At 36.6% G+C, this 21,635-nt stretch carries 19 protein-coding genes and 1 tRNA gene; 5 read left to right on the forward strand and 15 right to left on the reverse strand.

Going from position 1 to position 21,635, the window contains the following annotated elements:
• Positions 1–14: 14 nt before the first annotated feature.
• The 13 genes from BBF96_RS07570 to BBF96_RS07630 all read right to left on the reverse strand — a co-directional run bounded on the left by BBF96_RS07570 (position 15) and on the right by BBF96_RS07630 (position 14,571).
• Entirely contained in the window at positions 15–902 is an 888-nt protein-coding gene (locus tag BBF96_RS07570) for a DUF58 domain-containing protein (protein WP_205665744.1), read from the reverse strand.
• A 6-nt stretch (positions 903–908) separates the two neighbouring features.
• On the reverse strand, positions 909–1,871 hold the full coding sequence (locus tag BBF96_RS07575) for an AAA family ATPase (protein WP_418655016.1): 963 nt from the start codon (positions 1,869–1,871) through the stop codon (positions 909–911).
• A gap of 470 nt (positions 1,872–2,341) precedes the next feature.
• Positions 2,342–2,773, reverse strand: coding sequence for an Hsp20/alpha crystallin family protein (locus tag BBF96_RS07580; RefSeq protein WP_127016576.1), 432 nt, complete (start codon positions 2,771–2,773; stop codon positions 2,342–2,344).
• 474 nt (positions 2,774–3,247) lie between these two features.
• A complete protein-coding gene (locus BBF96_RS07585) occupies positions 3,248–4,144 on the reverse strand; it encodes a DUF1028 domain-containing protein (protein ID WP_205665745.1) in 897 nt (298 codons plus the stop codon).
• Positions 4,145–4,602: 458 nt separating this feature from the next.
• Positions 4,603–5,205 (reverse strand): HAD family hydrolase, encoded by a 603-nt coding sequence (locus BBF96_RS07590; protein WP_127016577.1) that lies wholly within the window; start codon positions 5,203–5,205, stop codon positions 4,603–4,605.
• Between the two features lie 43 nt (positions 5,206–5,248).
• Positions 5,249–6,190, reverse strand: coding sequence for an MTP-1 family protein (locus BBF96_RS07595; RefSeq protein WP_127016578.1), 942 nt, complete (start codon positions 6,188–6,190; stop codon positions 5,249–5,251).
• Between the two features lie 23 nt (positions 6,191–6,213).
• Positions 6,214–7,065 carry a carbohydrate ABC transporter permease gene (locus tag BBF96_RS07600; protein WP_127016579.1) on the reverse strand — a complete coding sequence of 284 codons (852 nt, stop codon included), beginning with the start codon at positions 7,063–7,065 and terminating at the stop codon, positions 6,214–6,216.
• The gene (locus tag BBF96_RS07605; protein ID WP_127016580.1) at positions 7,062–7,982 is read right to left on the reverse strand and encodes a carbohydrate ABC transporter permease; all 921 of its coding nucleotides are present in this window, start codon (positions 7,980–7,982) and stop codon (positions 7,062–7,064) included. Before BBF96_RS07605 ends, BBF96_RS07600 begins: the two co-directional genes overlap by 4 nt.
• A 61-nt stretch (positions 7,983–8,043) precedes the next feature.
• Positions 8,044–9,834: a hypothetical protein gene (locus BBF96_RS07610; protein ID WP_127016581.1), complete on the reverse strand. Its 1,791-nt coding sequence runs from the start codon at positions 9,832–9,834 to the stop codon at positions 8,044–8,046.
• A gap of 12 nt (positions 9,835–9,846) precedes the next feature.
• Positions 9,847–11,085, reverse strand: coding sequence for an ABC transporter substrate-binding protein (locus tag BBF96_RS07615; RefSeq protein ID WP_127016582.1), 1,239 nt, complete (start codon positions 11,083–11,085; stop codon positions 9,847–9,849).
• A 63-nt stretch (positions 11,086–11,148) separates the two neighbouring features.
• The gene (locus tag BBF96_RS07620) at positions 11,149–12,495 is read right to left on the reverse strand and encodes a hypothetical protein (RefSeq protein WP_127016583.1); all 1,347 of its coding nucleotides are present in this window, start codon (positions 12,493–12,495) and stop codon (positions 11,149–11,151) included.
• A gap of 52 nt (positions 12,496–12,547) precedes the next feature.
• Positions 12,548–13,489: a beta-1,2-mannobiose phosphorylase gene (locus tag BBF96_RS07625; protein ID WP_127016584.1), complete on the reverse strand. Its 942-nt coding sequence runs from the start codon at positions 13,487–13,489 to the stop codon at positions 12,548–12,550.
• A gap of 41 nt (positions 13,490–13,530) precedes the next feature.
• On the reverse strand, positions 13,531–14,571 hold the full coding sequence (locus tag BBF96_RS07630; RefSeq protein WP_127016585.1) for a LacI family DNA-binding transcriptional regulator: 1,041 nt from the start codon (positions 14,569–14,571) through the stop codon (positions 13,531–13,533).
• A gap of 826 nt (positions 14,572–15,397) precedes the next feature.
• On the opposite strand from BBF96_RS07630, the gene BBF96_RS07635 reads away from it, so the two are divergent.
• From BBF96_RS07635 to BBF96_RS07645, 3 genes are read left to right on the forward strand one after another with little or no spacing between them, the layout of a single operon-like run.
• Positions 15,398–15,661, forward strand: coding sequence for a hypothetical protein (locus BBF96_RS07635; RefSeq protein ID WP_205665746.1), 264 nt, complete (start codon positions 15,398–15,400; stop codon positions 15,659–15,661).
• Between the two features lie 6 nt (positions 15,662–15,667).
• On the forward strand, positions 15,668–17,125 hold the full coding sequence (locus tag BBF96_RS07640) for a sodium:solute symporter family protein (RefSeq protein WP_127016586.1): 1,458 nt from the start codon (positions 15,668–15,670) through the stop codon (positions 17,123–17,125).
• 25 nt (positions 17,126–17,150) lie between these two features.
• Positions 17,151–18,341: a M20 metallopeptidase family protein gene (locus BBF96_RS07645; RefSeq protein WP_127016587.1), complete on the forward strand. Its 1,191-nt coding sequence runs from the start codon at positions 17,151–17,153 to the stop codon at positions 18,339–18,341.
• 668 nt (positions 18,342–19,009) lie between these two features.
• On the opposite strand, the gene BBF96_RS07650 is transcribed toward BBF96_RS07645, so the two are convergent.
• A tRNA-Sec gene (locus tag BBF96_RS07650) sits at positions 19,010–19,105 on the reverse strand.
• Between the two features lie 165 nt (positions 19,106–19,270).
• On the opposite strand from BBF96_RS07650, the gene BBF96_RS07655 reads away from it, so the two are divergent.
• On the forward strand, positions 19,271–20,377 hold the full coding sequence (locus BBF96_RS07655; protein ID WP_127016588.1) for a tetratricopeptide repeat protein: 1,107 nt from the start codon (positions 19,271–19,273) through the stop codon (positions 20,375–20,377).
• 83 nt (positions 20,378–20,460) lie between these two features.
• Positions 20,461–20,985: a ferritin family protein gene (locus BBF96_RS07660; RefSeq protein ID WP_127018220.1), complete on the forward strand. Its 525-nt coding sequence runs from the start codon at positions 20,461–20,463 to the stop codon at positions 20,983–20,985.
• A gap of 27 nt (positions 20,986–21,012) precedes the next feature.
• Here BBF96_RS07660 and BBF96_RS07665 read toward each other — a convergent pair whose 3' ends face one another.
• On the reverse strand, positions 21,013–21,621 hold the full coding sequence (locus BBF96_RS07665) for a TlpA family protein disulfide reductase (protein WP_127016589.1): 609 nt from the start codon (positions 21,619–21,621) through the stop codon (positions 21,013–21,015).
• Positions 21,622–21,635 lie beyond the last annotated feature (14 nt).

The raw sequence follows: 21,635 nt of genomic DNA on the forward strand, positions 1-21,635 counted from the left end.
AATCCCCAACTCCCTCACTGCATCCAATTCTTCCGTGCTTTAAAAAACTTCATTAAAACATCAACATAATCCCTATCGGTTCTTAAATCAATAGAACTAACTCCAGCAGAAGCAAAGACTTTTTTACGAAATTCTACCATTTCAAAAAAGCGCCGTTTATACTCTTCCCGTACCTTTTGATTTGAACTATCAATCAAAATCTCCTCCCCGGTCTCTGCATCTTTAAGGTTTATTAACCCAACAGAAGGTAATTCTTCTTCTTTAGGGTCTGTTATGGTTACGGGAATTAAATCATGACGTTTACTAGCAATTTGAAATGCTTTTTCATAACCACTATCAATAAAGTCAGAAATCAAAAAACAGATGGTACTTCGATGAGTTACTTTGTTTATATATTCCAATACACCGCTAATATCTGTTCTATAATGAGTTGGCTTAAAATAAAGAAGTTCTCTAATTACCCTTAGAACATGCCTTCTTCCTTTCCGGGGTGGAATATGTTTTTCTATCTGGTCAGTAAATATAACAAGTCCAACCTTATCATTATTTTCAATGGCAGAAAAGGCCAAAAGAGCACATATTTCTGCTGTCAATTCATTTTTTAATTGATTGACAGTACCGAACCTGAAAGAAGAACTGGCATCGACCAACAACAGTATAGTTTGTTCCCGCTCTTCTTCAAATTCTTTTACATAGGGCTGACCCATCCGGGCTGTCACATTCCAATCTATGGAGCGAATCTCATCACCGGGAAGATATTGGCGTACTTCGCTAAATTCAATCCCTACTCCCTTAAAAGCACTGGCATACATACCAGCAAGCAGATTATCTGCCAGTCGATTGGTTTTGATCTGAATCTTCCGTACCTTTTTTAATATCTCTTCATTAACCATAGTCCTCATCCTTCCTTAGGGAACAGGAATCTCGTCAAAAATAGTCTGAATTATATCCTCTGGGGTCAACTCTTCTGCTTCAGCTTCATAAGTAATAGCAATCCTATGGCGCAGTACATCCATTCCGATAGTCTTCACATCATGTGGAATCACATAACCCCGGCCCTGGATAAAAGCATAGGCTTTTGCTGCAAGACAAAGACTAATGGTGGCTCGAGGTGATGCACCGCATTCAATTAAATTTTCAAGGTTTTTAAGCCCATATTCCCCAGGTTCACGGGAAGCAAAAACCAGATCCAGAATATAATCTTTGATCTTTTCATCCAGATAGATCTGATCCACAATACTACGCAGATCCATGATCTCTTCAGGGCTAATAACCGGTTCTACTGTTAAATCCCTTTTTGTATAAGCCATCCGGTTTAAAATCTCTTTCTCTTCAGATTTTTTAGGATAAGTTATCTTTACCTTCAACATAAATCGATCCAACTGAGCTTCAGGTAAAGGATATGTTCCCTGCTGTTCTAAAGGATTCTGGGTCGCCAGCACCAAAAATGGTCTGGGTAGTTTAAATGTTTCCTCACCGATAGTCACCTGTTTTTCCTGCATAGCTTCCAAAAGAGCACTTTGAACTTTAGCTGGAGCACGGTTAATCTCATCTGCAAGGACAATATTGGCAAAAATTGGCCCCTTTTTAGTTATAAATTCTCCTCTTTGTGGGTTATACACCAAAGTTCCTATCAGGTCAGCAGGTAAAAGATCGGGAGTAAACTGAATTCGCTGATATTTTGCATTGATACAGCGGGCCAGGGTTTCTACAGACAAAGACTTGGCCAGACCCGGTACCCCCTCTAAAAGAATATGTCCATTGGCTAAAAGTCCTACCAAAAGTCTATCCACAAGTTCTTTTTGTCCTACAACAACTCTCCCAATCTGTTCTTTCAATCTTTCAATAAGTTGACTTTTATTTCGTACCATTTCTTGAATAACAGTTACTTGATAATCCATTTACCAACACTCCCTTACCCTAATTCTATTTTACCAATGAAATTATACATGATTTTACTACAAAAAGCTAATTTTTCGCTTAAGGAGAAATTTTTCGAACCATCTAAAGCTCGATTTCAATCGAAATAAGGTTCCCTAATCAATGGGCCCTTCTGGCCCTTGATTAGCTCATCAATTCCAGTGATGAGGCCATATTTTGACTGAAATCTCACTAAGGTGGTTTAACGAAAAATTTCAACATCACTCAAAATTAGCTTTGTGCAGTTTAATCATACATGAAAAATTTCACGAATTTGTGACAACCACAAAAAGTTATTCTCTAAAATGTAACAACTTCCCTGCTTTTAGTTGATTATGTTAGCAAGCAAATCTATAATATAAAAAGCCTCTTAAAATTTAGTTAAGAGGCTTTTAGCTAAGAAAAAAATTTTGATACAAACTTATTGAAACTTAACATCAATTCTTTTTCTTGTCTCTTGTGCAGCTTTTGGCATACGGACTTCAAGAATACCATTTTTATAAGTTGCAGTAGTACCTTCAACAGAAACCCGGGTAGGTAATGCAACAGAGCGTTGGAACCTTCCGGTAAATCTCTCACGTCTATGCATTTGATCTTCACGAATTTCATTATACCTGTTAATAGTACCGCTAATTGTAACAATGTTCTCATCAACATCAATATTAATATCTTCTTTCTTTTCAATTCCAGGAATTTCACATTCAACTACAACTTCATTATCTGTTTCATAAACATCAATCCGGGGCAAATTAAAATCCCGTCCAAAAGGATTGGGGAAGTCAGTAAAAAATCTGTCCAAATCTCTTCTCCACTGTTCTAATTGACGGAAAGGCTCATAGGGGATTAATGCCATATTCTCTTACCTCCTGAGATTTTTTTTCATTATTATTTTGCCTACTCTTCAACAGTCTTATTCAATGTATTTGGACTCAAAAATACTATAAAAGAATTATCTCTACTACTTTATCCCAATAAATCAACTGTTAAACTATTTCTGTAAAATTAAACAAAATGCCCTTCGAGCACTGCACAAAGCTAATTTTTCGCTTTAATGTGAAATTTTTTGAACCATCTAAAGTTCGATCTCAGTCAAAATAAAGTATACTAATCAACGGACCCTACTGGCCCTTGATTAGCTCATCACTTCCTGTGATGAGATCTTATTTCGACTGAAATCTCACTAAGATGGTTTAATGAAAAATTTCAACATCGCTCAAAATTAGCTTTGTGTAGTTTTTTATAAATTATCTATACAACTTACGAAAAAGTATAATTTCCCTGGTATTAAAAAATTAATTCCCCGCCCATTTTACGGGCGGGGTTTTACTTATTTTACCAATCCAGCTTTATACCTCATATAATCCAGTATTTCACTGTCAATATACTCATCTTCCCGCATACGGCCTTCAAAATTCTCTTTCATGTAAAAAGTCTTTAAAGATTCTTTGAATTCCTCATTCCATTCTCCGGTAATCTCACCCTGATAGAAATCCAGTTTCTTCAACATCTGTTGAATCTCTTTTAATTGTTCACCTTCTATTTTAACCAATTTATCAGGGTCAGTCTCTCTAAAATAGAGATAGAAGAGGTTTAAAAGCCGCTTTAATTCTTTAATCGGGGTAGGATGGTCATCAACTCGAAGATCAATATAGCGGTCATTAAATCCACTATAACCCCCTTTCTCTTTTACAACCAAAAGAGCTGCCGATTGACGTCCGCGGCTATCTCCACCAGCTGCCTGTCCTGCCGCCAATGCCTCAACTAACCGATCAGCAAGAGGCCCTTTGACATTGACAAAGGTATCAGCCATAGCCTTAACAGTTTCTTCACTTACCAAAATATTTCCCTGAGCTGCAAAATTGGGCCCAGCAATTCCCCCTGCCCATTCAAAACAATCTTCTCCGGTAAAGGTCGCAGAGTTCCCTTTAGCATCTACAATACCCACCTGGCGAAGATTTTTATTTTCATCAGCAGAAGTCAGTTTCTCCAACACTTCTTCAACACTATACCCCTCTTCTAAAAGACGCAAACCTTCAGGGCCATAGGTGGTATTGGCCCAGGATTGGGTTGCTATAGCACCTACACCGGCCCTAGCCCAGGGTACAACTGCTCCCACTGCTAAAAATTTGGATTGAACTGCAATTCCTAACTCACCCGTTTCTGGATCAAAGCCTACAATAGAAAAAGTAGCTACAAGTTCCTTTTCTTTCATCTTACTACTCATCTACTCTCACCCCTTTTACTCTTTTTATTATTATTTCGCTAACAAAAATATTTTTTCCTGCTAAAACTTAAAAGGAAAAACTAAACCCAATAAATTTAAAAAGGTTCTAATCTGAAAGCTTATCTCAAAAATTATTTAAATGATAATACTGCAAAAAGCTAATTTTGAGTGACATAGAAATTTTTCGTTAAACCATCTTAGCAAGATTGAAGTCGAGCTTTAGATGGTTCGAAAAATTTCTCCTTAAACGAAAAATTAACTTTTTGCAATATAACCTTAAATATAAAAAGAGCACAAACCCAGATAGGGTCTGTACTCTTAAATTACATAGAATCCAATTCTAAGATCAGGTTCAGTTAACAGAGCCCCATAGTGGTGATAAACCTATTTGCTCCTACCCGATTTGATTCAGCATGATACTTACTAGATTTCGAAATATATCCAATATGCCGGTATCCTTATAACACCTTCAATTTTTTTAATTCCTGACACAAATCTGAAGAAGATATAAAATGAATTGTTTTAATACCAAATTTTTTGGCAGCATCCAGATTCTCTCTTGTATCATCAATAAAAATTGTTCTCTCAGGATCAATTTTAAAGTGTTCAATTAAATACTGATATATTTCCGGTTCCGGTTTAAGATATCTTACCTTTGCCGAAATAATCATCCCATCAAAGAGTTGAAAAAATTCATTTTCAGTTGAAACCTTTTCAAAAGCCCGAAGGTGAAAATTTGATAAAACATATAGGTTAAAATTTTTTTCTTTAAGTTGTCGTAAAATCTCAACAGAACCTTCTATCGGGGTAAGAATCTTTTCCCAATCATATAGGATTTCTTCTATCAACTTTACTTTTTCCGGATTTCGCAAACAAATTCTTTTAATTGCCTCCTCAATTGTAATCACACCCCGGTCAAGCATAACCCATTCTTCACTACAAAAAATCTGCTGATAAAGATCATTAACCAATTCTAAATCTGAAACTTTTTGAGTTAAATACTCTAAAGGTTTAAAATTTAGCAAGACATTGCCTAAATCAAAAATAATATTATGGATCAATCGAATACCCTCCCCAGTAAAAAAGATCTCCGTTACCACTATATTATTCATATTTCAGGAACGGGTCAGAAATTACTATTTTATGGGCTTCTGCGTCACTTACACCCACATATAATTCTGCTCTTCCATCCTCCATTCTTATTAGACCACCACTAAATAATACATCTACTAAATCAGGTCTTTTTGCCGGGCCAGGAGGAAAGTTATCCCTGGTTGCTATAATTTCCATTGATGACGCCGTCTCTGTCAAAGGATCAAATGCAAAAACCATGGGATAATAATGTCTATTTCCCTCTTCATCAAAGCGTGCTATATGTCCCAAAACTCCAACTAAACCATTAGATAGAAGATGCAGTTCATTCGCGCCTCCCCATTCTTCTTCAATAAATTGTTCTGTGAGTAACTTTGCATTATTTATTACTTCAATATTCAGCTGGTCAAGAGAATCAATTTTTATAAAGCCAATTTGACCTCTTCCTCCAATTTTCCCCTGTGGTCTTGTAAAAACCCCAATTTTTCCATCAGCTAGCTCTACAAGTCGTATATCCTTCATACCATCTGGCCCGATGGCAAATTTCTTCAAGCTATTGATATCTATTCCGCGATAAAATATAGTTCTATAGCTCAATGCTCCTTCAATCTCCGGATGTGGAAAAATTTCTACACCTCCAAAGACCAGTTCGCCTGAAATTTTTGTTACAAAGGGATCCTGTAATCTAAATTTTGGGGCATTTTTTCTCGGTCTCCAATACCCATCTTCCTGAACAAAAAAGAAAACCTCAGAATCTTCACTATCTCTTGCTTCAACTCTTCCTGCAATAACCATTTCCCCTGCATCTTCAAAAGGAGCAGTTATATTGTATACATCTCTTCCATCGACATCTACAAAATGAAGTTTTTCTCCTTTCAGTTGTTGCTTTTTACTTTTAAAATCCAAGAGTAGTTCTTTACATGTTTGCTTTTTTCCTGATTCAAAAATTGCCATACTTTATTCCCCCTTTATCCTATTTATCCTTTCATTCCTGTCATAGTAATCCCTTCGATGAATTGACGTTGGAAACAGAAAAAGAGTATCAGTACTGGAAGCATTACAACAACTGAAGCTGCCATCAAAAGATTCCACTGGGTTTTAAACATTCCTTGAAACATTTTCAAACCCAGAGCAAGAGTAAATTTTGATTTATCATTGAGATAAATCAAAGGACCCATAAAGTCATTCCAGTGGCCTTGAAAAGAGAAAATAGCTATAGTCGCTAAGGCCGGTTTGGATAAAGGCAAAATAATTTTATAGTAAATTTGAAAAGCATTGCAACCATCGATTTTGGCTGCATCATCCAACTCTCGGGGAATAGTCATAAAAAACTGACGCAAGAGAAAGATATAAAATGCTCCACCACCAAAATAAGCTGGTATTGTCAAGGGTTTAAAAGTATTAATCCAACCAAAATTTCTAAACATGATAAAGACAGGAATCATAGTTACCTGACCAGGTAGCATCATTGTAGATAATAAAATTAAAAAGAGAATATTTCTTCCTTTAAAGTCAAATCTGGCAAATCCATAGGCAACAAGTGATGCTGTCAAAATCTCACCAAACATGGCAACTACTGTGATAAACACTGTATTTTTTAAAAAAAGTCCAAAGGGTTCTACGGTCAAAGCTTCAATATAATTAGACCACTTAATTGGATCCGGTATCCATTTCGGAGGAAATTGAAGTACTGCGGCTTCACTCTTTAATGATGTGGAAACCATCCAGAAAAAGGGTAATAAAAAGATCAATGCTCCAATACTTACCACTATATACCATATAATCTTAGTCAATTTTTTTTGCTTTTTTTGGCTGGATTTAAGGCTCATTCTTTCTTGCCTCCTTTTTTATTCTCATTAAACGCTCCCTGATAAAATACCCACGCATCTGAAGATTTGAAAACTAACAGAGTTAGCACAAGGATAATCAGAAAGAGAATCCAGGCCTGAGCTGAAGCATATCCCATCTTAAAATCACTGAAGGCATTCTGAAAAAGGTATAATACATAAAAAAGCCCGGCATTACCAGCGCCTCCCATAATATATGCTTGAGTGAAGGTCTGAAACGCACCAATGATTCCCATTATTAGATTAAAGAAAATCACCGGAGAGAGCATGGGTAAAGTAATTTTAATAAACTTTTGCCACCTATTAGCCCCATCAATCTCTGCCGCTTCATACAATTGAACCGGAATATCATTAAGTCCAGCTAGATAAATAACCATACCGCCACCTACTCCCCACAGGCTCATGATAATATAAGCTGGTAGAGTCCAGGCAGGATCAGATAGCCAACCAGGGCCTGTAATGCCAAATTTAGATAATACAAAGTTTATAAGACCAAAATCGGGACTAAAAATCCATTTCCATAATAAAGATACAGCAACTCCTGAAACAACTGCAGGTAAGTAATAAATTGTTCTGAAAATATATACCCCTTTAAATTTCTGATTTAGTAATAAGGCTACACTCAAAGAACCTAAGATTCCCAATGGGATACTGAAAATAGAATAAATAGTAGTAACCTTTAAAGACTGCCAGAACTTAGGATCCTCAGTTAACAATTTCACATAGTTATCAAATCCTACCCATCTGGGGGGGGTAAATAAATTCCACTTTGTAAAACTCAACCATATAGAATAACCCATAGGGAAAACAGTAAAGATGAGAAATCCTAAAATCCACGGCAGTATAAATAAATAGCCCAATAGATTTTCTCTTCTGCGGAGTTTGGAGTATTTAGCCATATTATAACCTCCCTGAATTATTAGGGACTCACTTTCTGTTGAAAATGAGTCCCTATTCTAATTACTTCTGCAGAGAATAAATCTCCAATTTTTCTTGTTCGAAATCTTTACAGATCTGGATTCTTTGTCCATACTTATTCTTCAAAGTTACAGTTTCAACAACTGGTTGTAAAACAATTTGATCTATTTTGGCATTTTGAAAACTTTTATCAGTATTACCAATCAGAGAAAGAACATGGTTTCCCCGTGTCAAACTGACTGACTTTTTCAGTCCTGACATCCAGAGATAATTACTATCTGGCGAACTTCCTTGATCAATGGCGCCAATTAACTCACCATCAATATAGATTTCTACTTCAATCTCGCCTTTTGCAACAGCCTGTTTTTCATAGATCAGATATATTAGATATTTTTGATCATTTTTAAAATATAAATTATATTTAACCTCATCCCCATCACCCAGAGCTATAAATTGATTACCACTAAATTTACCCTGCCCTCCACCTGAATTTCCGTATCTAACCCGTGGCTGACCTTTTTCTGCTATACCCAATTCACCTTCAATATAAATGGAAAGCTCACTTACAACCTTTTGAGTATACTGTAAATACTCCCGGGCAATCGGGTTATTCTCTACTTCAATAATGCTCAAAAGTGCTTCTATTGTTGACTCAGCACCTGAATTGGCATTATATGTCTCTGGACTATCAATACCATCATAACATCTACCGGTAGCAGGGTCATACATTTGTACCTTAACCGGATTGTTACCCAGATACCACGTAGCAGCCAGTCCTGCCAATTGTGCATATTTCTCCTCACCAGTAGCATTATAAAGTTCAATATAACCCTGAACCACTACATTAACAGCATAGGCGATCTGTTCATAACGAACCGGAGCAGGAGTTGATTCGTAAAGAAACCCATCCATAATAAGTTGGCTAAACCAACCTTCAGCTTCTAATCTGGCAGATTGAATCCAGTCATCATTATTGAGCACCCTCCCGGCCAATGCCAGAGCTTGTGTCTGCCTACTACCCCAACCATGCCATTCAGACAAGGAATTACAACGACTTGAATGCCTTCCAAAGGGGTAAGTATTAATGCTTCCATACTGAACTTTAGCTATTCCCTCGGCCAGTTGATATATCATTTCTTTAATGGCAGGGTCAGATTTGACCTCATAATACCGTGTCAGTCCCAGTAAAGTTATTGCCGAGATATCTGCTTCCCCTCTAATTAACCAATTGGGAATTTTATAACCGTGAAGATTTATATAAGTATTATATTTACCCCGATAAAAATCAGCAGCTTTAATAGCCAATTTTAATGCCTGCTCTAACCGGGTTGCAAATTGTGGATCTAACTTGTGAAATACTTTATAGCCATAACCCAATGCCCAAACAGCCCTGGCTGCCCACCAGGAGTAAGTCTTAAAACTGGTAGGCCCATCTTTATTAATACTTAAATCTTTATTTACAAAATTATAAAACTCTCCATCCGGAGCCTGCATATACAGGACAAATTCCAGAGTTAATCTGGCCATCTTTAAACTGTGCTGATCCTGATACTTTTCATAATGTTTTAGATAAACCACTGCTGCTCTGGCAGTATCATCCAGACAGGCTACTCCTTCCCCTTTTGCATCAGTCCATTTATAATCTGGAGCATCTGCATAAATGTGAGTAATTGCCATCTCAATGCCTTCAATGGTAACTCTCTCATTCAAATAATTTAGATGAGAAAGGTTAACCAAAGATGGCTCTTCTGCCAGAACTTTATCAATAAATCCCGGTGTCAACATCGCTGCCAAAACGATAATAACAGCTATTATGACATAAACTATGTCCATAATGTTCCTCCTTTACTCCTGATTCTCTTTTAAGACTTCATTGATTTTTCTGGCAGCGATTTTTACAGCCTCTTCAGGAGTCTTTTTACCCAACCAGATTGGCTGCGACATCTCTTCCCACAAAATCCGACTAATCTGACTTTGTCCAACAACATTAGTAAAACCGCGGGCATATGCCATAGAATTTCTAATTGCTTCTTCCCGATCAGGTGTTAATCGAGGTTCAATCTCTTTTAACTTCGCCATAAGAGATTTTCTTGGTGGAGCTATCTTCCAGTGTTGGATACCATCCAATAACTCTTTCCATGCCTGATAGGCCAGTTTCTTGTGCTTGGTACTGGAGCTAATTACCAATGAAGCAGTCCAACTAAAAGTAGCTTTTACTTTTCCCTGCGGTACTTCAACTGCACCCACATTGAAATTAAGATCATAGAAACCATCTGCAGCACCCCCAATGAACATTGCTACTTTACCGGTTTTAAAAAGATCTGCAAAACCTTGTTCCGAGATAGTTGCCATAGATGGGGTGATCTTATATTTGTGAATAATATCATGGAAAAATTTCACACCACCCAGAGCCTCTGGTTGGTCCAGAAGGGCAGTTTGACGATCCGAACTAATAATATGACCACCATTTTGCCAGATCCAAAGTTCAGGTGTGCCCTGTTGAACAAAACCATAATAATCTATCCGGCCATCATTATCCACATCTTTAGTCATTTTCTGAGCTAAGTCCACAAACTGTTCCCAGCTCATACAGCTTTTTGGATATGGTACATTGAATTTATCAAAAAGATCTTTATTATAATAGAGAATAAAAGGCTGATAGATCCAGGGTAAACCATATAATTGACCTTGATATCGGCTGGTTTCTAAAGCTGCTGAATAATAATCATCCAGGTCAATTTCAGGATCTTTTTTAAGAATCGGAGTTAAATTCATCAAAACCCATTTGGAAGCATAATCGGGAACAAATTCCTGAGAGAGATAAAAGATATCTGGTGGTGTACCACCGGCAATCATAACCTGTAATTTGGTATAATAATCACCAGGAATATGAATAGTTTTGATCTGGAAATCCTTATGTCTGGCATTTATTTTGTCAACAATTTGCTGTAATTCCTTTCCTTCCTCAACACCGGACCAAGTTGCAAAAGTAATAGTTACTGGTTTTTTGGCAGCAACTGTTAAAGAACAGAGATTAAGTAGTAAAACCAAAAAAATGATCAGGCCTATTATTTTTTTATGCATCTATCTAACCTCCTTCTAAATTTGATAGCAGGGCAATATTGCTATTGCCCTGCGAAAAATCAATTACTTAAAAATTATCCCGGTCAAATCTGCTCTTCTCGTATTTAAGAAACGAATGGCATCAGCCTCATTTTTAGCGCGGAATGGAATATAGTAGAAACTAAATACTTCTCTGTCGCCAGGTATATAGTGAACTACTGTATCTTCAATTCTGGTCTTGAGATCAGCTGTACCGGGGAAAGCATTGAATTCGCCAGCAATCCACTGGAATTGCCCGGTTCTAAATTCACTACTTTCATAAACCCAGGTCCTACCTTCTACAAATTTTTGTAAATCAGATGGGATTTCCGGTATATCCAGATTGATCTCACCAATACCAATTCCCGCTGATGGAGAATAGTTAGCACGCCATTTTTCAACACTGGCAAAGATGTAGGTAGCACCCCAGAAGAGAGGTTTCATTTTATCAGTTGCCGGAAAAATAATATAAGGAGTTCCATCGACAGTTTGAACTGCCCCTCGTTCCTTCCAGTATTCTTCCGGAGTGTATTGTTTGGCATCTGCCCAACCCATTCTCCTAAAGACAGGAAGAATATGAACAGTATCTTCCTCTTCTACCAATGGATGAGTCATCTGACTTTGTACTTTGGCCATATCAGCATAACCCCTAAACTCAAACACATTATCGATTTTTACTTCACCATTCGGATAAATTTTTGTGTACAAAGTCTGTTCCAGCCCGGGAAACATTTCAGAAGCCATTTGAGCGACAATAGTTAAGCGAACCGGGCCATCACTAAAGATTTCCATATTCTTGACTCTAAAAGCATAGGAAACTACTTCATTATATGGACCAAGGTTCTTATCAGCCCACCAGGTACTTTTGTTAAAACCACCGGTCCTGGCCAGACCAAGTTCAGCTGCAATAACTTTGTTGTATCCATCAAAACCTTTTATATCAACAATGCCGTTAGAACGAACAGAGAAAACAGTTTTCTTATCACTGGTTGCTACTTCATAACCTCCATTCTCTGCTTTTTCAACAACAAAGAGATTACCTTTATATTCCGGTTTACTGGCAAAGGGATCATCAGATACAACAATCTTATACTCACCGGGTTTTGGAGCTACAAAAACCAACTCATCATCACCGGATAAGATTCCATTCAAATCCAGATCATCAATTTGATAAGGTAATTCTTTATCTTTAGAATCGTAAACCCTGATACTATCCCAATTTGCACCAAAGTTAACACCAATCCGCTGTTTTAAATTCTTAATGGTCATTTCCACAGGTACATTCATACCGGATACTGAAACTGTTACAGTCTGCTCCTCAGCATAACTAATACAAGTAATAATTAATAGTATTAATAAAACAGAAAGTGCAAAAAAACTTTTTCTCCTCATTAGTTTTCGCCCCCCTAATTAAAATTGTTAATATTTATAGGTCAGCTTTTTTTCACCTCCCTCTACCTATTTTCATCTCATTTAATTCTTTTTTTAAATCATTTTTATCTAAACTGGCTACACCAATCACTGTATCCGCTCCACCATAATAGACATAAATTTTATCTCCTAAATCTACCGCTCCACAACTAAAAACTACATTTGGTACCAGACCATTAATCTCCCAATCTAATTCAGGTTCCAGAATCGGTTCAGCCTGCCGATATAAAACCTTTGTCGGATCATTTAAATCCAAAATAGCCAGGCCAAGACGATAAACATTATTATCATCAACCCCATGATAGATTAAAAGCCATCCTTCATCGATTTTTATGGGAGGACCAGCAATCCCAATTTTCTTTGATTCCCAACTTTCCGGAATCGGGGACATTATAATTTGATGATTTTCCCACTCTTTTAAGTTTTCGGAAAATCCAACCCAAATATCGGGCAGCCTACGGTGTAATAATACATATTTACCCCCAATTTTTTCTGGAAATAATGCTGCATCCTTATTTGGCTCATCCAATACTACCCCTTTACGCTTCCAATCTATTAAATTCTTAGAAGTAGCCATACAAATTCTGAAATCATTCCAATCCCTACCACCAAAACCAGTATAGAGCATATAATATGTATCACCAAGTCTGGTTATCCGGGGATCCTCTACCCCCCAATCCTCCTGTTCACCTTCACCGGTATATACCGGTTCGGTTAAACGATTAAAATGGATTCCATCTTTACTTACCGCATAGCCTATTGAAGAAGTAAATTTTTTTTCTTGAAGGGGTTTCTCGCTATCCAGATAAAATGGTTGATCAGAAGCGCGATAGAAAAGATGAAATAAGCCATTTTCATATAAAACCGCTGCATTAAAAACCGCCTCTTTTTCCCATATGTGTTCTTTTACAGGACGCAAAATAGGTTCATTTGTAAGTCTGGTTAATTTTATCATTAATACCACCTCTTTTTGTTATAAATTATAGCCTGATTATATTAACTGGATACAATTGGACCTGTCGATTCCCGGATAACCGGTTCAACCGACACTACAACTTTAATTGGCTTAGTAAAGACTCCATTAATCAATTCAATCAATCGCTTACCTGCCAAAAATCCCATTTCATGCTTAAAAATTCTTACAGTAGTTAAAGCCGGCATTGTATGCTGGGCCATCTGGATATCATCAAAACCAGCAATAGAAATATCTTCTGGAATGGAATAACCCATCTCCTTAATCGCCTTCATAACTCCAATTGCAAGCATATCATTGGCAGCAAAAAAAGCAGTTGGCCTATTTTCTTTCTGGTTTAAAATTGCCATTGCAGCCCGGTAACCATCCTCAGGATTAAATGTAGGTTCACAGAAGACAATCAAATTGGGATCCTTTTCTATATCTGCTTCTTTTAAAGCCTGCTTATATCCCATATATCTCTCATCTAAAGAAATATGGGTCAGGGGACCTCCTATAAAAGCAATCCTCTTATGTCCCAACTGAATCAGATGACTGACAATTTTCCTGGCACCGGCAATATTATCATTAACAATACAGTCAATATTCTCATCCCAGAGATCATTATCCACTAAAACCAGGGGAAAGTTGCTCTCTTTAATCTTCATAATGATCTTACGATCAATTTCATATCCAGTTAGAATAAGTCCGACATGCTCTTCTACATTAATTAAATCATCAATAATTTCTAAATCCTGTTCTAACTTCCCAGTAATAGTTTTAAAAAACAATTGATAATTATGTTCCCTTAAACTTTGCTCAACTCCCTCCATAACTTGACCATAAAAGGGATCTCCCGTCAAATTATTTAATAACCGGTTACTGAAAATAATTCCTATACTCTTTGTCTTTGAATTTTTATTCTTACTTTTATACTCACGAGGTTGGTATCCCAACTCCCTGGCTATAGCCAATACCTTATCTCTAGTTTCTGGAGCAATTCTTCCTTTTTGATTAAATACTCTGGAAACAGTAGAAGGGGAAACATTAGCTCTTTTTGCGATATCATAAATAGTAACCCCCATCAATTTCACCTACTTTCTAACTAGTAATATATGGTAGTCTGTATGAATTTTGTGAATTTTTTAGTCCTTTCTATATGCTATAATAATAAAACACTGGCAAACTATCCTGGGCTATAAATATATATACGATGTTTCATGTAATATTCCTGCTTGTTTTATTAAATTTTAAGAAACTTTTTATGCAACTTTTTGTTTTTATTGCGCATGAATTTTATCTTGCAATCAATATCCTCAAAAAAAGCCATATCTTTATCTTTACTTCTTGTAAAAAGCTAATTTTTCGCTTCAGAAAAAATTTTTCAATTCATCTAAAGTTCGACTTCAATCTCGCTAAGATGGTTTAACGAAAAATTTCTATATCGCTCAAAATTAGCTTTTTGCAGTATTATCATTAAATTAGTTATGTTTATCTTCCTATTCCTCTTCTATACCTTCTTTACATCTGTGATAATTTTTTCTTTAAATTATCTTTTTTAAGGAAGGAATTTGATAATGAATAAAGAATATGAAAAAGAAAAGAAATTATTATAATTATTATCGAATATTTCATAATATCTGATGCTATAAATAAATACATTTAAATATTTTATCGATAAAATAAAATTATAATTTTACTGCAAAAAGCAAATTTTTCGTTTCAAAAGAAATTTTTCAAACCATCTAAAGTCAGATTTTAGTCGAAATAAGACACACTAATCAATAAACCCTCCTGACCCTTGATTAGCTCATCACATCCTGTGTGGAGGGAGTTTAATCATATATATAATTTTAAGAACCTTTTATAAATTAATAAATTTAAAAATTTAAAAAAGGAGGTGAAATAATCATGTTGCAACCAGAAAAAAGAATAACTACCAATTTACTTATCTTCAAAAAAGACATTACTCCCGAAACAAAAAAACGAGGTATATTCTGGTTCTGCTATTTCCTGATTTGCCTGTTGGCTCAAATATGGCCCATCTATCTGATTGGTAACAGACTTTATCCCTTCGTATTGGGTATGCCCTTTAGCATGTTCTGGGTTGTACTCTGGATTGTAATTATCTTCATAGGCCTTCTTATCAAATTTAACCAAGAATATCGGAGGTGAAATTAGATGGTCCTGTTTATCGTCTTTTTATATTTAGTCATTGTGCTATTTATGGGCATCCGTGCAGGACTTAATAAAGAAAATAGTATTGAAGAGTATGTGGCTGCCAGCAGAAGTTTAAATCTCTTTGTTATGTATTTCTTAATGGGCGGTGCCATATTCAGCGCCTTCGCCTTTCTCGGTGGACCCGGTTGGGCATATTCAAAAGGTGCAGCTTCTTTTTACATTCTGGCCTATTGTGCAATGGGACTAGTTCCCTGGTTAATCTGGGGTCCACGTGCCTATCGAATGGGCCATCGCTATAATTATGTAACTCAGGCCGAATTAATCTCCGATCGATTTGAATCTAAAACTCTTTCTGCTCTCATGGCAATTGTCAGTATCCTCGCCTTTATCCAATATATTGCACTCCAACTCAAAGGTATGGCTTATGTACTTAACGTAACAACTGATGGACTTATTCCATTCTGGTTAGGTGCATTGATCGCTTACGGTGTTGTATTAGTTTATGTATTGACCAGTGGAGTTAGAGGTGTAGCCTGGACCAACGTGTTACAGGGGCTATTTATGATGATTATGGCATGGACTTTGGGTCTTTGGCTTCCGTTTAAATTTCACGGTGGTATAGCTCCAATGTTCAAAAAAATCATTGAATCAAATCCTACCCATTTATTGGTGGGGAAACCGCAGATGTCCTGGGCCGCTTTCTCCTCTGCTATATTGGTCTCTGTACTTGGATTTACCATGTGGCCACATTTATTTATGAAAGCATATACCACCAAATCCGAAAAAACATTGAAACAAACCATTACTTTATATCCAACTTTTGCTATCTTTATGGTTCCAGTTCTTTTCATTGGATTTGCCGGAATCGGTGTAGTTTCTAAAGAAAGCCTTCAGACAGCCGACCAAATTCTCCCTATAATGTTAACCAAACTTGGCCTTCCTCCTGTAATCATGGGACTTGTAGCAGCAGCTACTCTGGCAGCAGCTATGTCTTCATCCGATACCATTACCCACGGTGCCGCTTCTGTCTATACACTGGACTTCCATAAAAAAGTAATTAACAGAAATTTAACAGACCGTCAGGCAGTTGTTGTTACAAGAATTGCGGTAATCGTCTTCTGTAGTGTAGCTTATTATATCGCCGTATTTGGTGCCAAATCTTTAGTAGCACTTCTTTTAGGAGCTTACGGTTCGATTGTTCAATTCTTCCCATTGGTTGCAGCAACCTTCTTCTGGCCCAGAGCAACAAAACAGGGTGCAATTCTAGGCCTTATCACCGGTGTAATTGTCAACTTCTATTTTTCTGCCGTTACTACTCCCCCATTTGAAATTCATGCAGGTATCTGGGGTCTTTTAGCAAATACAATCGTTCTAATTATAGTAAGCTTACTGACCAGTCCACATAATGAAGAACATGTCATGAAATTTGTCATAGAATCTCAGGTTCCTGTTGATTAGAATTTAAAGATCGAGGTGTTCATATATGAAAGAAAGAATTCGACAGGAAATCAATAAAATCTTTGACGAATTAATTCAGATTAGGAGGTATTTTCATCGTTTTCCTGAACTAGGATTTCAGGAAGTGAAGACATCTGAAAAAATTGCCCAACTTTTAGAAAAATGGGGATTAGAAGTCCAGAAAGGTATAGCTAAAACCGGCGTAGTTGGCTTACTGAAAGGCTCACGTCCAGGAAAAACTTTAGGAATCAGATCTGATATTGACGCTTTACCTATCGTTGAACAGACTGGATTAGAGTTTGCTTCCGAACATTCTGGCATAATGCATGCCTGTGGGCATGATGGCCATATCGCCATCGCCCTGGGAACTGCTAGAGTCCTCTCTGCCCTTAAAGATCAGATTGCAGGTAATGTAAAATTTATCTTCCAACCAGCAGAAGAGGGGCCAGGAGGAGCAGAAAAGATGATCGAAGAAGGAATTCTTGAAAATCCATCGGTTGATGCGATTATTGGCCTTCATATCTGGCCTGAAATTCCAAGCGGTTCTATTGGAATTAGTAAAGGTCCCATTATGGCTGCTGCAGATCGTTTTGATATCAAAATCATCGGAGTAGGCGGTCACGGAGCCGTTCCCCATAAAGCTGTTGATCCCGTTGTCATTGGCTCCGAAGTGGTTGTTGCCTTGCAGAACCTCATCAGTCGGGAAATCGATCCTCTTGATTCTGCAGTCATTTCCATTGGTACATTTCAGGCAGGTTCAGCCTTTAATATCATACCCAAAGAGGCAGAACTATCGGGAACAGTACGTACCTTTAATCCAAAATTAAGGGAATTACTACCCCAACGCATAGAGGAAATCGTTGCAGGAATCACTAAAGCTTTACGAGCAGAATATGAATATAAATATCACTATTACTATCCTGTTACCATTAATGACCCTGAATTTACCGAGTTTTTCAGAAAAGTAGCTGTAGATTTAATTGGAGCCGACAGAGTTAGAGAAATACCACGGCCTTCCATGGGTGGAGAAGACTTCAGTTTTTATCTGCAAAAAGTACCAGGAACCTTTTTCTTCCTGGGAACCCGGAATGAAAAGAAAGGGTTAAATAAATCTGTACACCATCCAGAATACACCATCGATGAAGATATATTACCAATAGGTGTAGAACTCTTCTGTGGTACTGCCTTAACCTATTTAAAACCCGATTCTCAATAGGCACCTTACTGTGGTCAGTTATCTTTCTGACCACAGTCATTCTTTCACTGCAAAAAGTTAATTTCTAAAGTTCGATTTCAGTCGAAATTCAGAAAACGTCCTTAAAGAATAAGGACGTTTTTCTTTAATTGGCAGGAGTATGTGGAAATCGAACCCAACCGGGACACATCACGACTGAAAGAGTCTCAAAATTTGTTTTCGGTACGGCTTAATGCAGCAAGATGAACTATTAGAACAAGCACAAAATCACCTGCACTTAAGCAAAAATTATTCTGACCATAATTTAGTATTATACAATAATGACAGACTCCTATAGATCCGTTGACATTTTCGAAAAAATTTAAAAGGCTTATTAATAGAATCAGGCTAGATATTTGGTTTCATGATCCACGCCATACTCATATCACTCTCATGCTGGGGGCCGAAGTTAATTCGAAATTAAGGCATACCTTATCAATGGACACCTATTCCCATATTTTACCCAACATGCAAAGAGAAGCTATTAAAAAGCTGGATAAAAACCTCTAAAGACTATCTAGTGTCAAATAGTTGTATCTAGTTCCATCTATTTTGCCCCAAAATGCCCCCAATTACCTCTAGATTTGTCCCTGCAAAAAGAAAAATAGCCTTCGCCATGAAGGCTCTATAATCCTGGTTGTATCAACGTTTGGCGGGAGTATGTGGGAATCGAACCCACCGGGGACGCACCGCGCCCCCCACCGGATTTGAAGTCCGGGGGCAACACCAGTCAACCATCTACTCCCACATTTATTATAACCAACTACCGCTATATTTTCAACCCGAATTTCTCTCTTTATACAAAAAATCGTTGTCTATTTTTTTACTTTTTTCCTTTATTATGAAGGTATTTTTCCATAAATAACGAATAACTCTTGTATATTCATTGTTTTATAAAAGGAGGTATAAAAATGCAAACCAACTATTTTGCTGAAGCACTGTATGAAAAAGCAGAAGCACTATATTTACATAAAGATTATACCGAAACTATCCAACTACTAAAAAAAACACTGGAACATTTAGAGAATCAACAGCCTCCATTAAAAGGCCAAATTTATCTTCTTATGGCCAAAACCTACTTTGCCATGGCTCAATATCGTGATGCCCGGAAAACATGTGAAAAAGCTTTAGAATTCTTTCTTTCTCATGACCAGATACATAAAGCATCTCAAACCTATCAATTGATCGGTCAAATTTATTATCATCAGGGTTTATATAAAGATGCCATCCAGACCTATCAACAGGCCTTAAAAATTTTACCAATTCAACCACTTTCTTTTGAAGAAAAAGAACTTAAAGCCCAAATTCATATATCTCTAGGACTGGCAGCCCAACAAATTCAAGCAGTAAATTTAGAACAAAAACATTTTTTAAGAAGTCTGTTTATTTCCCGAAGACTTCAAAATCATAAACTCACCTCCCAGGCTCTTTTAGGCCTTGGAATATGCTCTTTTCAGAAACAAAAATTCAATATGGCCCGGAAGATCTTGCTCAAAACAGTAAGATATTTCAACTATTTGAATGAAAGTCAGGGAATTGCGCTAGCTTTACATACTCTGGGCCAGATTTATGCTCAAACCGGTGAGTACCGCAGGGCAGTTAATGCATTAAAATATGCCTATTCCCTCTTTGAACAGCTCTCTGACCAGATTCACCAGGCCAGTTCTCTGGTTCATCTGGCCAGAATTTTTTTGAAAATTGATCACGGAATGTCCCAGCGCCTCTGTCAGGAAGCAACTGATCTTTTGATCAGTCAATCATCTATCCATTCTAAACGCGATTCGGAAATCATTCTGGGTCAGATTTACGTTGTTATGGGTCTTTACTATAAGCAGCTAAATGAAATTGAATTGGCCCGTAACTTTTTAAAAGAAGGGCTGGAAATTTTTCAACTCTATCATTTTGATAAAGAATATCAGAAAACCCTTCAGATTTATCAAAATCTGAAAGCACTCGAACCACCAACTAAACCTAAGAACAAAAACGTTTTGGCTTTCAAGCTGGGAATGATTTCATAAATGTTAGGGTAATTTTTTTACATAATTTATTTATTCATCGAATATATTTTACCAAACCTAAAATTCATTGTGAGGTGGAAAATATGAGTTATACAACTGATAGGCAACCCCAGGGATATCCTTATTTTCCCACAAATAAAATAAGAGAGGCAATGATTGGAGAACTGGTAGCAATAAATGATTATGCTTACCATATATCCCATTCCGATATCGAAGAGATCAATGAAATATGGCAACATATTATGGATGATGAAAAAAGACATTACGGAATGTTTTTAGATTTATTGAGAAAATACGATCCAGCTCAATATGAAATGTTTAAAAAAGTTAAAAAGCAAATACATATAAATAAAAAAATAAAAAACCCTACATGTTCATCTAAAAAATATAATCAAGATCTTATTTTAAATTACATTAGAAACGATATAAAGGGAGAGTTAGAAGCAATTATTCTCTACGAACAGCATATTACTGAGATTCCCTGTAAAGAGGTAAGGGAAGTTTTTCATAAAATTATAAATGATGAAAAGGAACATGTGGAGGAATTGACAATAGTGCTACTCAAATATGATAAAGATAAATATGGGCCAATCAGTATGAATAAATAAAAACGGGTTAAAAGTTATAACCCGTTTTTATTCTTCTGAAAGTAATATTTCTTTTATCTTATTCAAAATCTTATAGTTAATTGCCCCTCTAATCACATGAAGAATTCTTCCTTCTCTGTTTATAATATAAGTAGTTGGTACAGCACTAACTCTATATATATTTCCTCCAATATACTTGTCGGTATCCAGTACAATAGGGTACTGATATCCCCCTTTTTGAACGAACTCCCGTACGCTTTCTTCATTACTTCCCAGTTCTATACCCAGAATTACAAATTCTTCTTGATTCTCACGATAGAAACGATCTAAATCGGGCATTTCAGCCCGACATGGGGGACACCAGATAGCCCAGAAATTCAAAAGAACATATTTACCCTGGAAATCAGAAAGAGAAACCTTTTCATTTTTAAGATTTTTCAGGGTAAAATCTGGAGCATAAAATCCCGGATAGATTCCATAAATTTTTTCATCCTGTTCTTTTTCTTCAGATGTTTTTTCAGTAGGTTCTTCTTCAGCCTCTATATTGGTTTCTGATTCTTTTGCTAATATCCATTGCTCATTATTTGAATAAATTAATAATGCTGCACTTACTAATACCAAAACCATTAAACCTAAAAATAATTGCTTAAACTTCATAACATTATTCCTCC

It is taken from the genome of Anoxybacter fermentans (genome assembly GCF_003991135.1).
GTDB lineage: Bacteria > Bacillota > Halanaerobiia > DY22613 > DY22613 > Anoxybacter > Anoxybacter fermentans.

Excerpts from the sequence above, each read along its gene's own strand:
- BBF96_RS07570 (WP_205665744.1), bottom strand. The coding sequence starts at position 902 with ATGAGGACTATGGTTAATGAAGAGATATTAAAAAAGGTACGGAAGATT.
- BBF96_RS07575 (WP_418655016.1), bottom strand. The coding sequence starts at position 1,871 with ATGGTACGAAATAAAAGTCAACTTATTGAAAGATTGAAAGAACAGATT.
- BBF96_RS07580 (WP_127016576.1), bottom strand. The coding sequence starts at position 2,773 with ATGGCATTAATCCCCTATGAGCCTTTCCGTCAATTAGAACAGTGGAGA.
- BBF96_RS07585 (WP_205665745.1), bottom strand. The coding sequence starts at position 4,144 with ATGAGTAGTAAGATGAAAGAAAAGGAACTTGTAGCTACTTTTTCTATT.
- BBF96_RS07595 (WP_127016578.1), bottom strand. The coding sequence starts at position 6,190 with ATGGCAATTTTTGAATCAGGAAAAAAGCAAACATGTAAAGAACTACTC.
- BBF96_RS07600 (WP_127016579.1), bottom strand. The coding sequence starts at position 7,065 with ATGAGCCTTAAATCCAGCCAAAAAAAGCAAAAAAAATTGACTAAGATT.
- BBF96_RS07605 (WP_127016580.1), bottom strand. The coding sequence starts at position 7,982 with ATGGCTAAATACTCCAAACTCCGCAGAAGAGAAAATCTATTGGGCTAT.
- BBF96_RS07610 (WP_127016581.1), bottom strand. The coding sequence starts at position 9,834 with ATGGACATAGTTTATGTCATAATAGCTGTTATTATCGTTTTGGCAGCG.
- BBF96_RS07615 (WP_127016582.1), bottom strand. The coding sequence starts at position 11,085 with ATGCATAAAAAAATAATAGGCCTGATCATTTTTTTGGTTTTACTACTT.
- BBF96_RS07620 (WP_127016583.1), bottom strand. The coding sequence starts at position 12,495 with ATGAGGAGAAAAAGTTTTTTTGCACTTTCTGTTTTATTAATACTATTA.
- BBF96_RS07625 (WP_127016584.1), bottom strand. The coding sequence starts at position 13,489 with ATGATAAAATTAACCAGACTTACAAATGAACCTATTTTGCGTCCTGTA.
- BBF96_RS07630 (WP_127016585.1), bottom strand. The coding sequence starts at position 14,571 with ATGGGGGTTACTATTTATGATATCGCAAAAAGAGCTAATGTTTCCCCT.
- BBF96_RS07635 (WP_205665746.1), top strand. The coding sequence starts at position 15,398 with ATGTTGCAACCAGAAAAAAGAATAACTACCAATTTACTTATCTTCAAA.
- BBF96_RS07640 (WP_127016586.1), top strand. The coding sequence starts at position 15,668 with ATGGTCCTGTTTATCGTCTTTTTATATTTAGTCATTGTGCTATTTATG.
- BBF96_RS07645 (WP_127016587.1), top strand. The coding sequence starts at position 17,151 with ATGAAAGAAAGAATTCGACAGGAAATCAATAAAATCTTTGACGAATTA.
- BBF96_RS07655 (WP_127016588.1), top strand. The coding sequence starts at position 19,271 with ATGCAAACCAACTATTTTGCTGAAGCACTGTATGAAAAAGCAGAAGCA.
- BBF96_RS07660 (WP_127018220.1), top strand. The coding sequence starts at position 20,461 with ATGAGTTATACAACTGATAGGCAACCCCAGGGATATCCTTATTTTCCC.
- BBF96_RS07665 (WP_127016589.1), bottom strand. The coding sequence starts at position 21,621 with ATGAAGTTTAAGCAATTATTTTTAGGTTTAATGGTTTTGGTATTAGTA.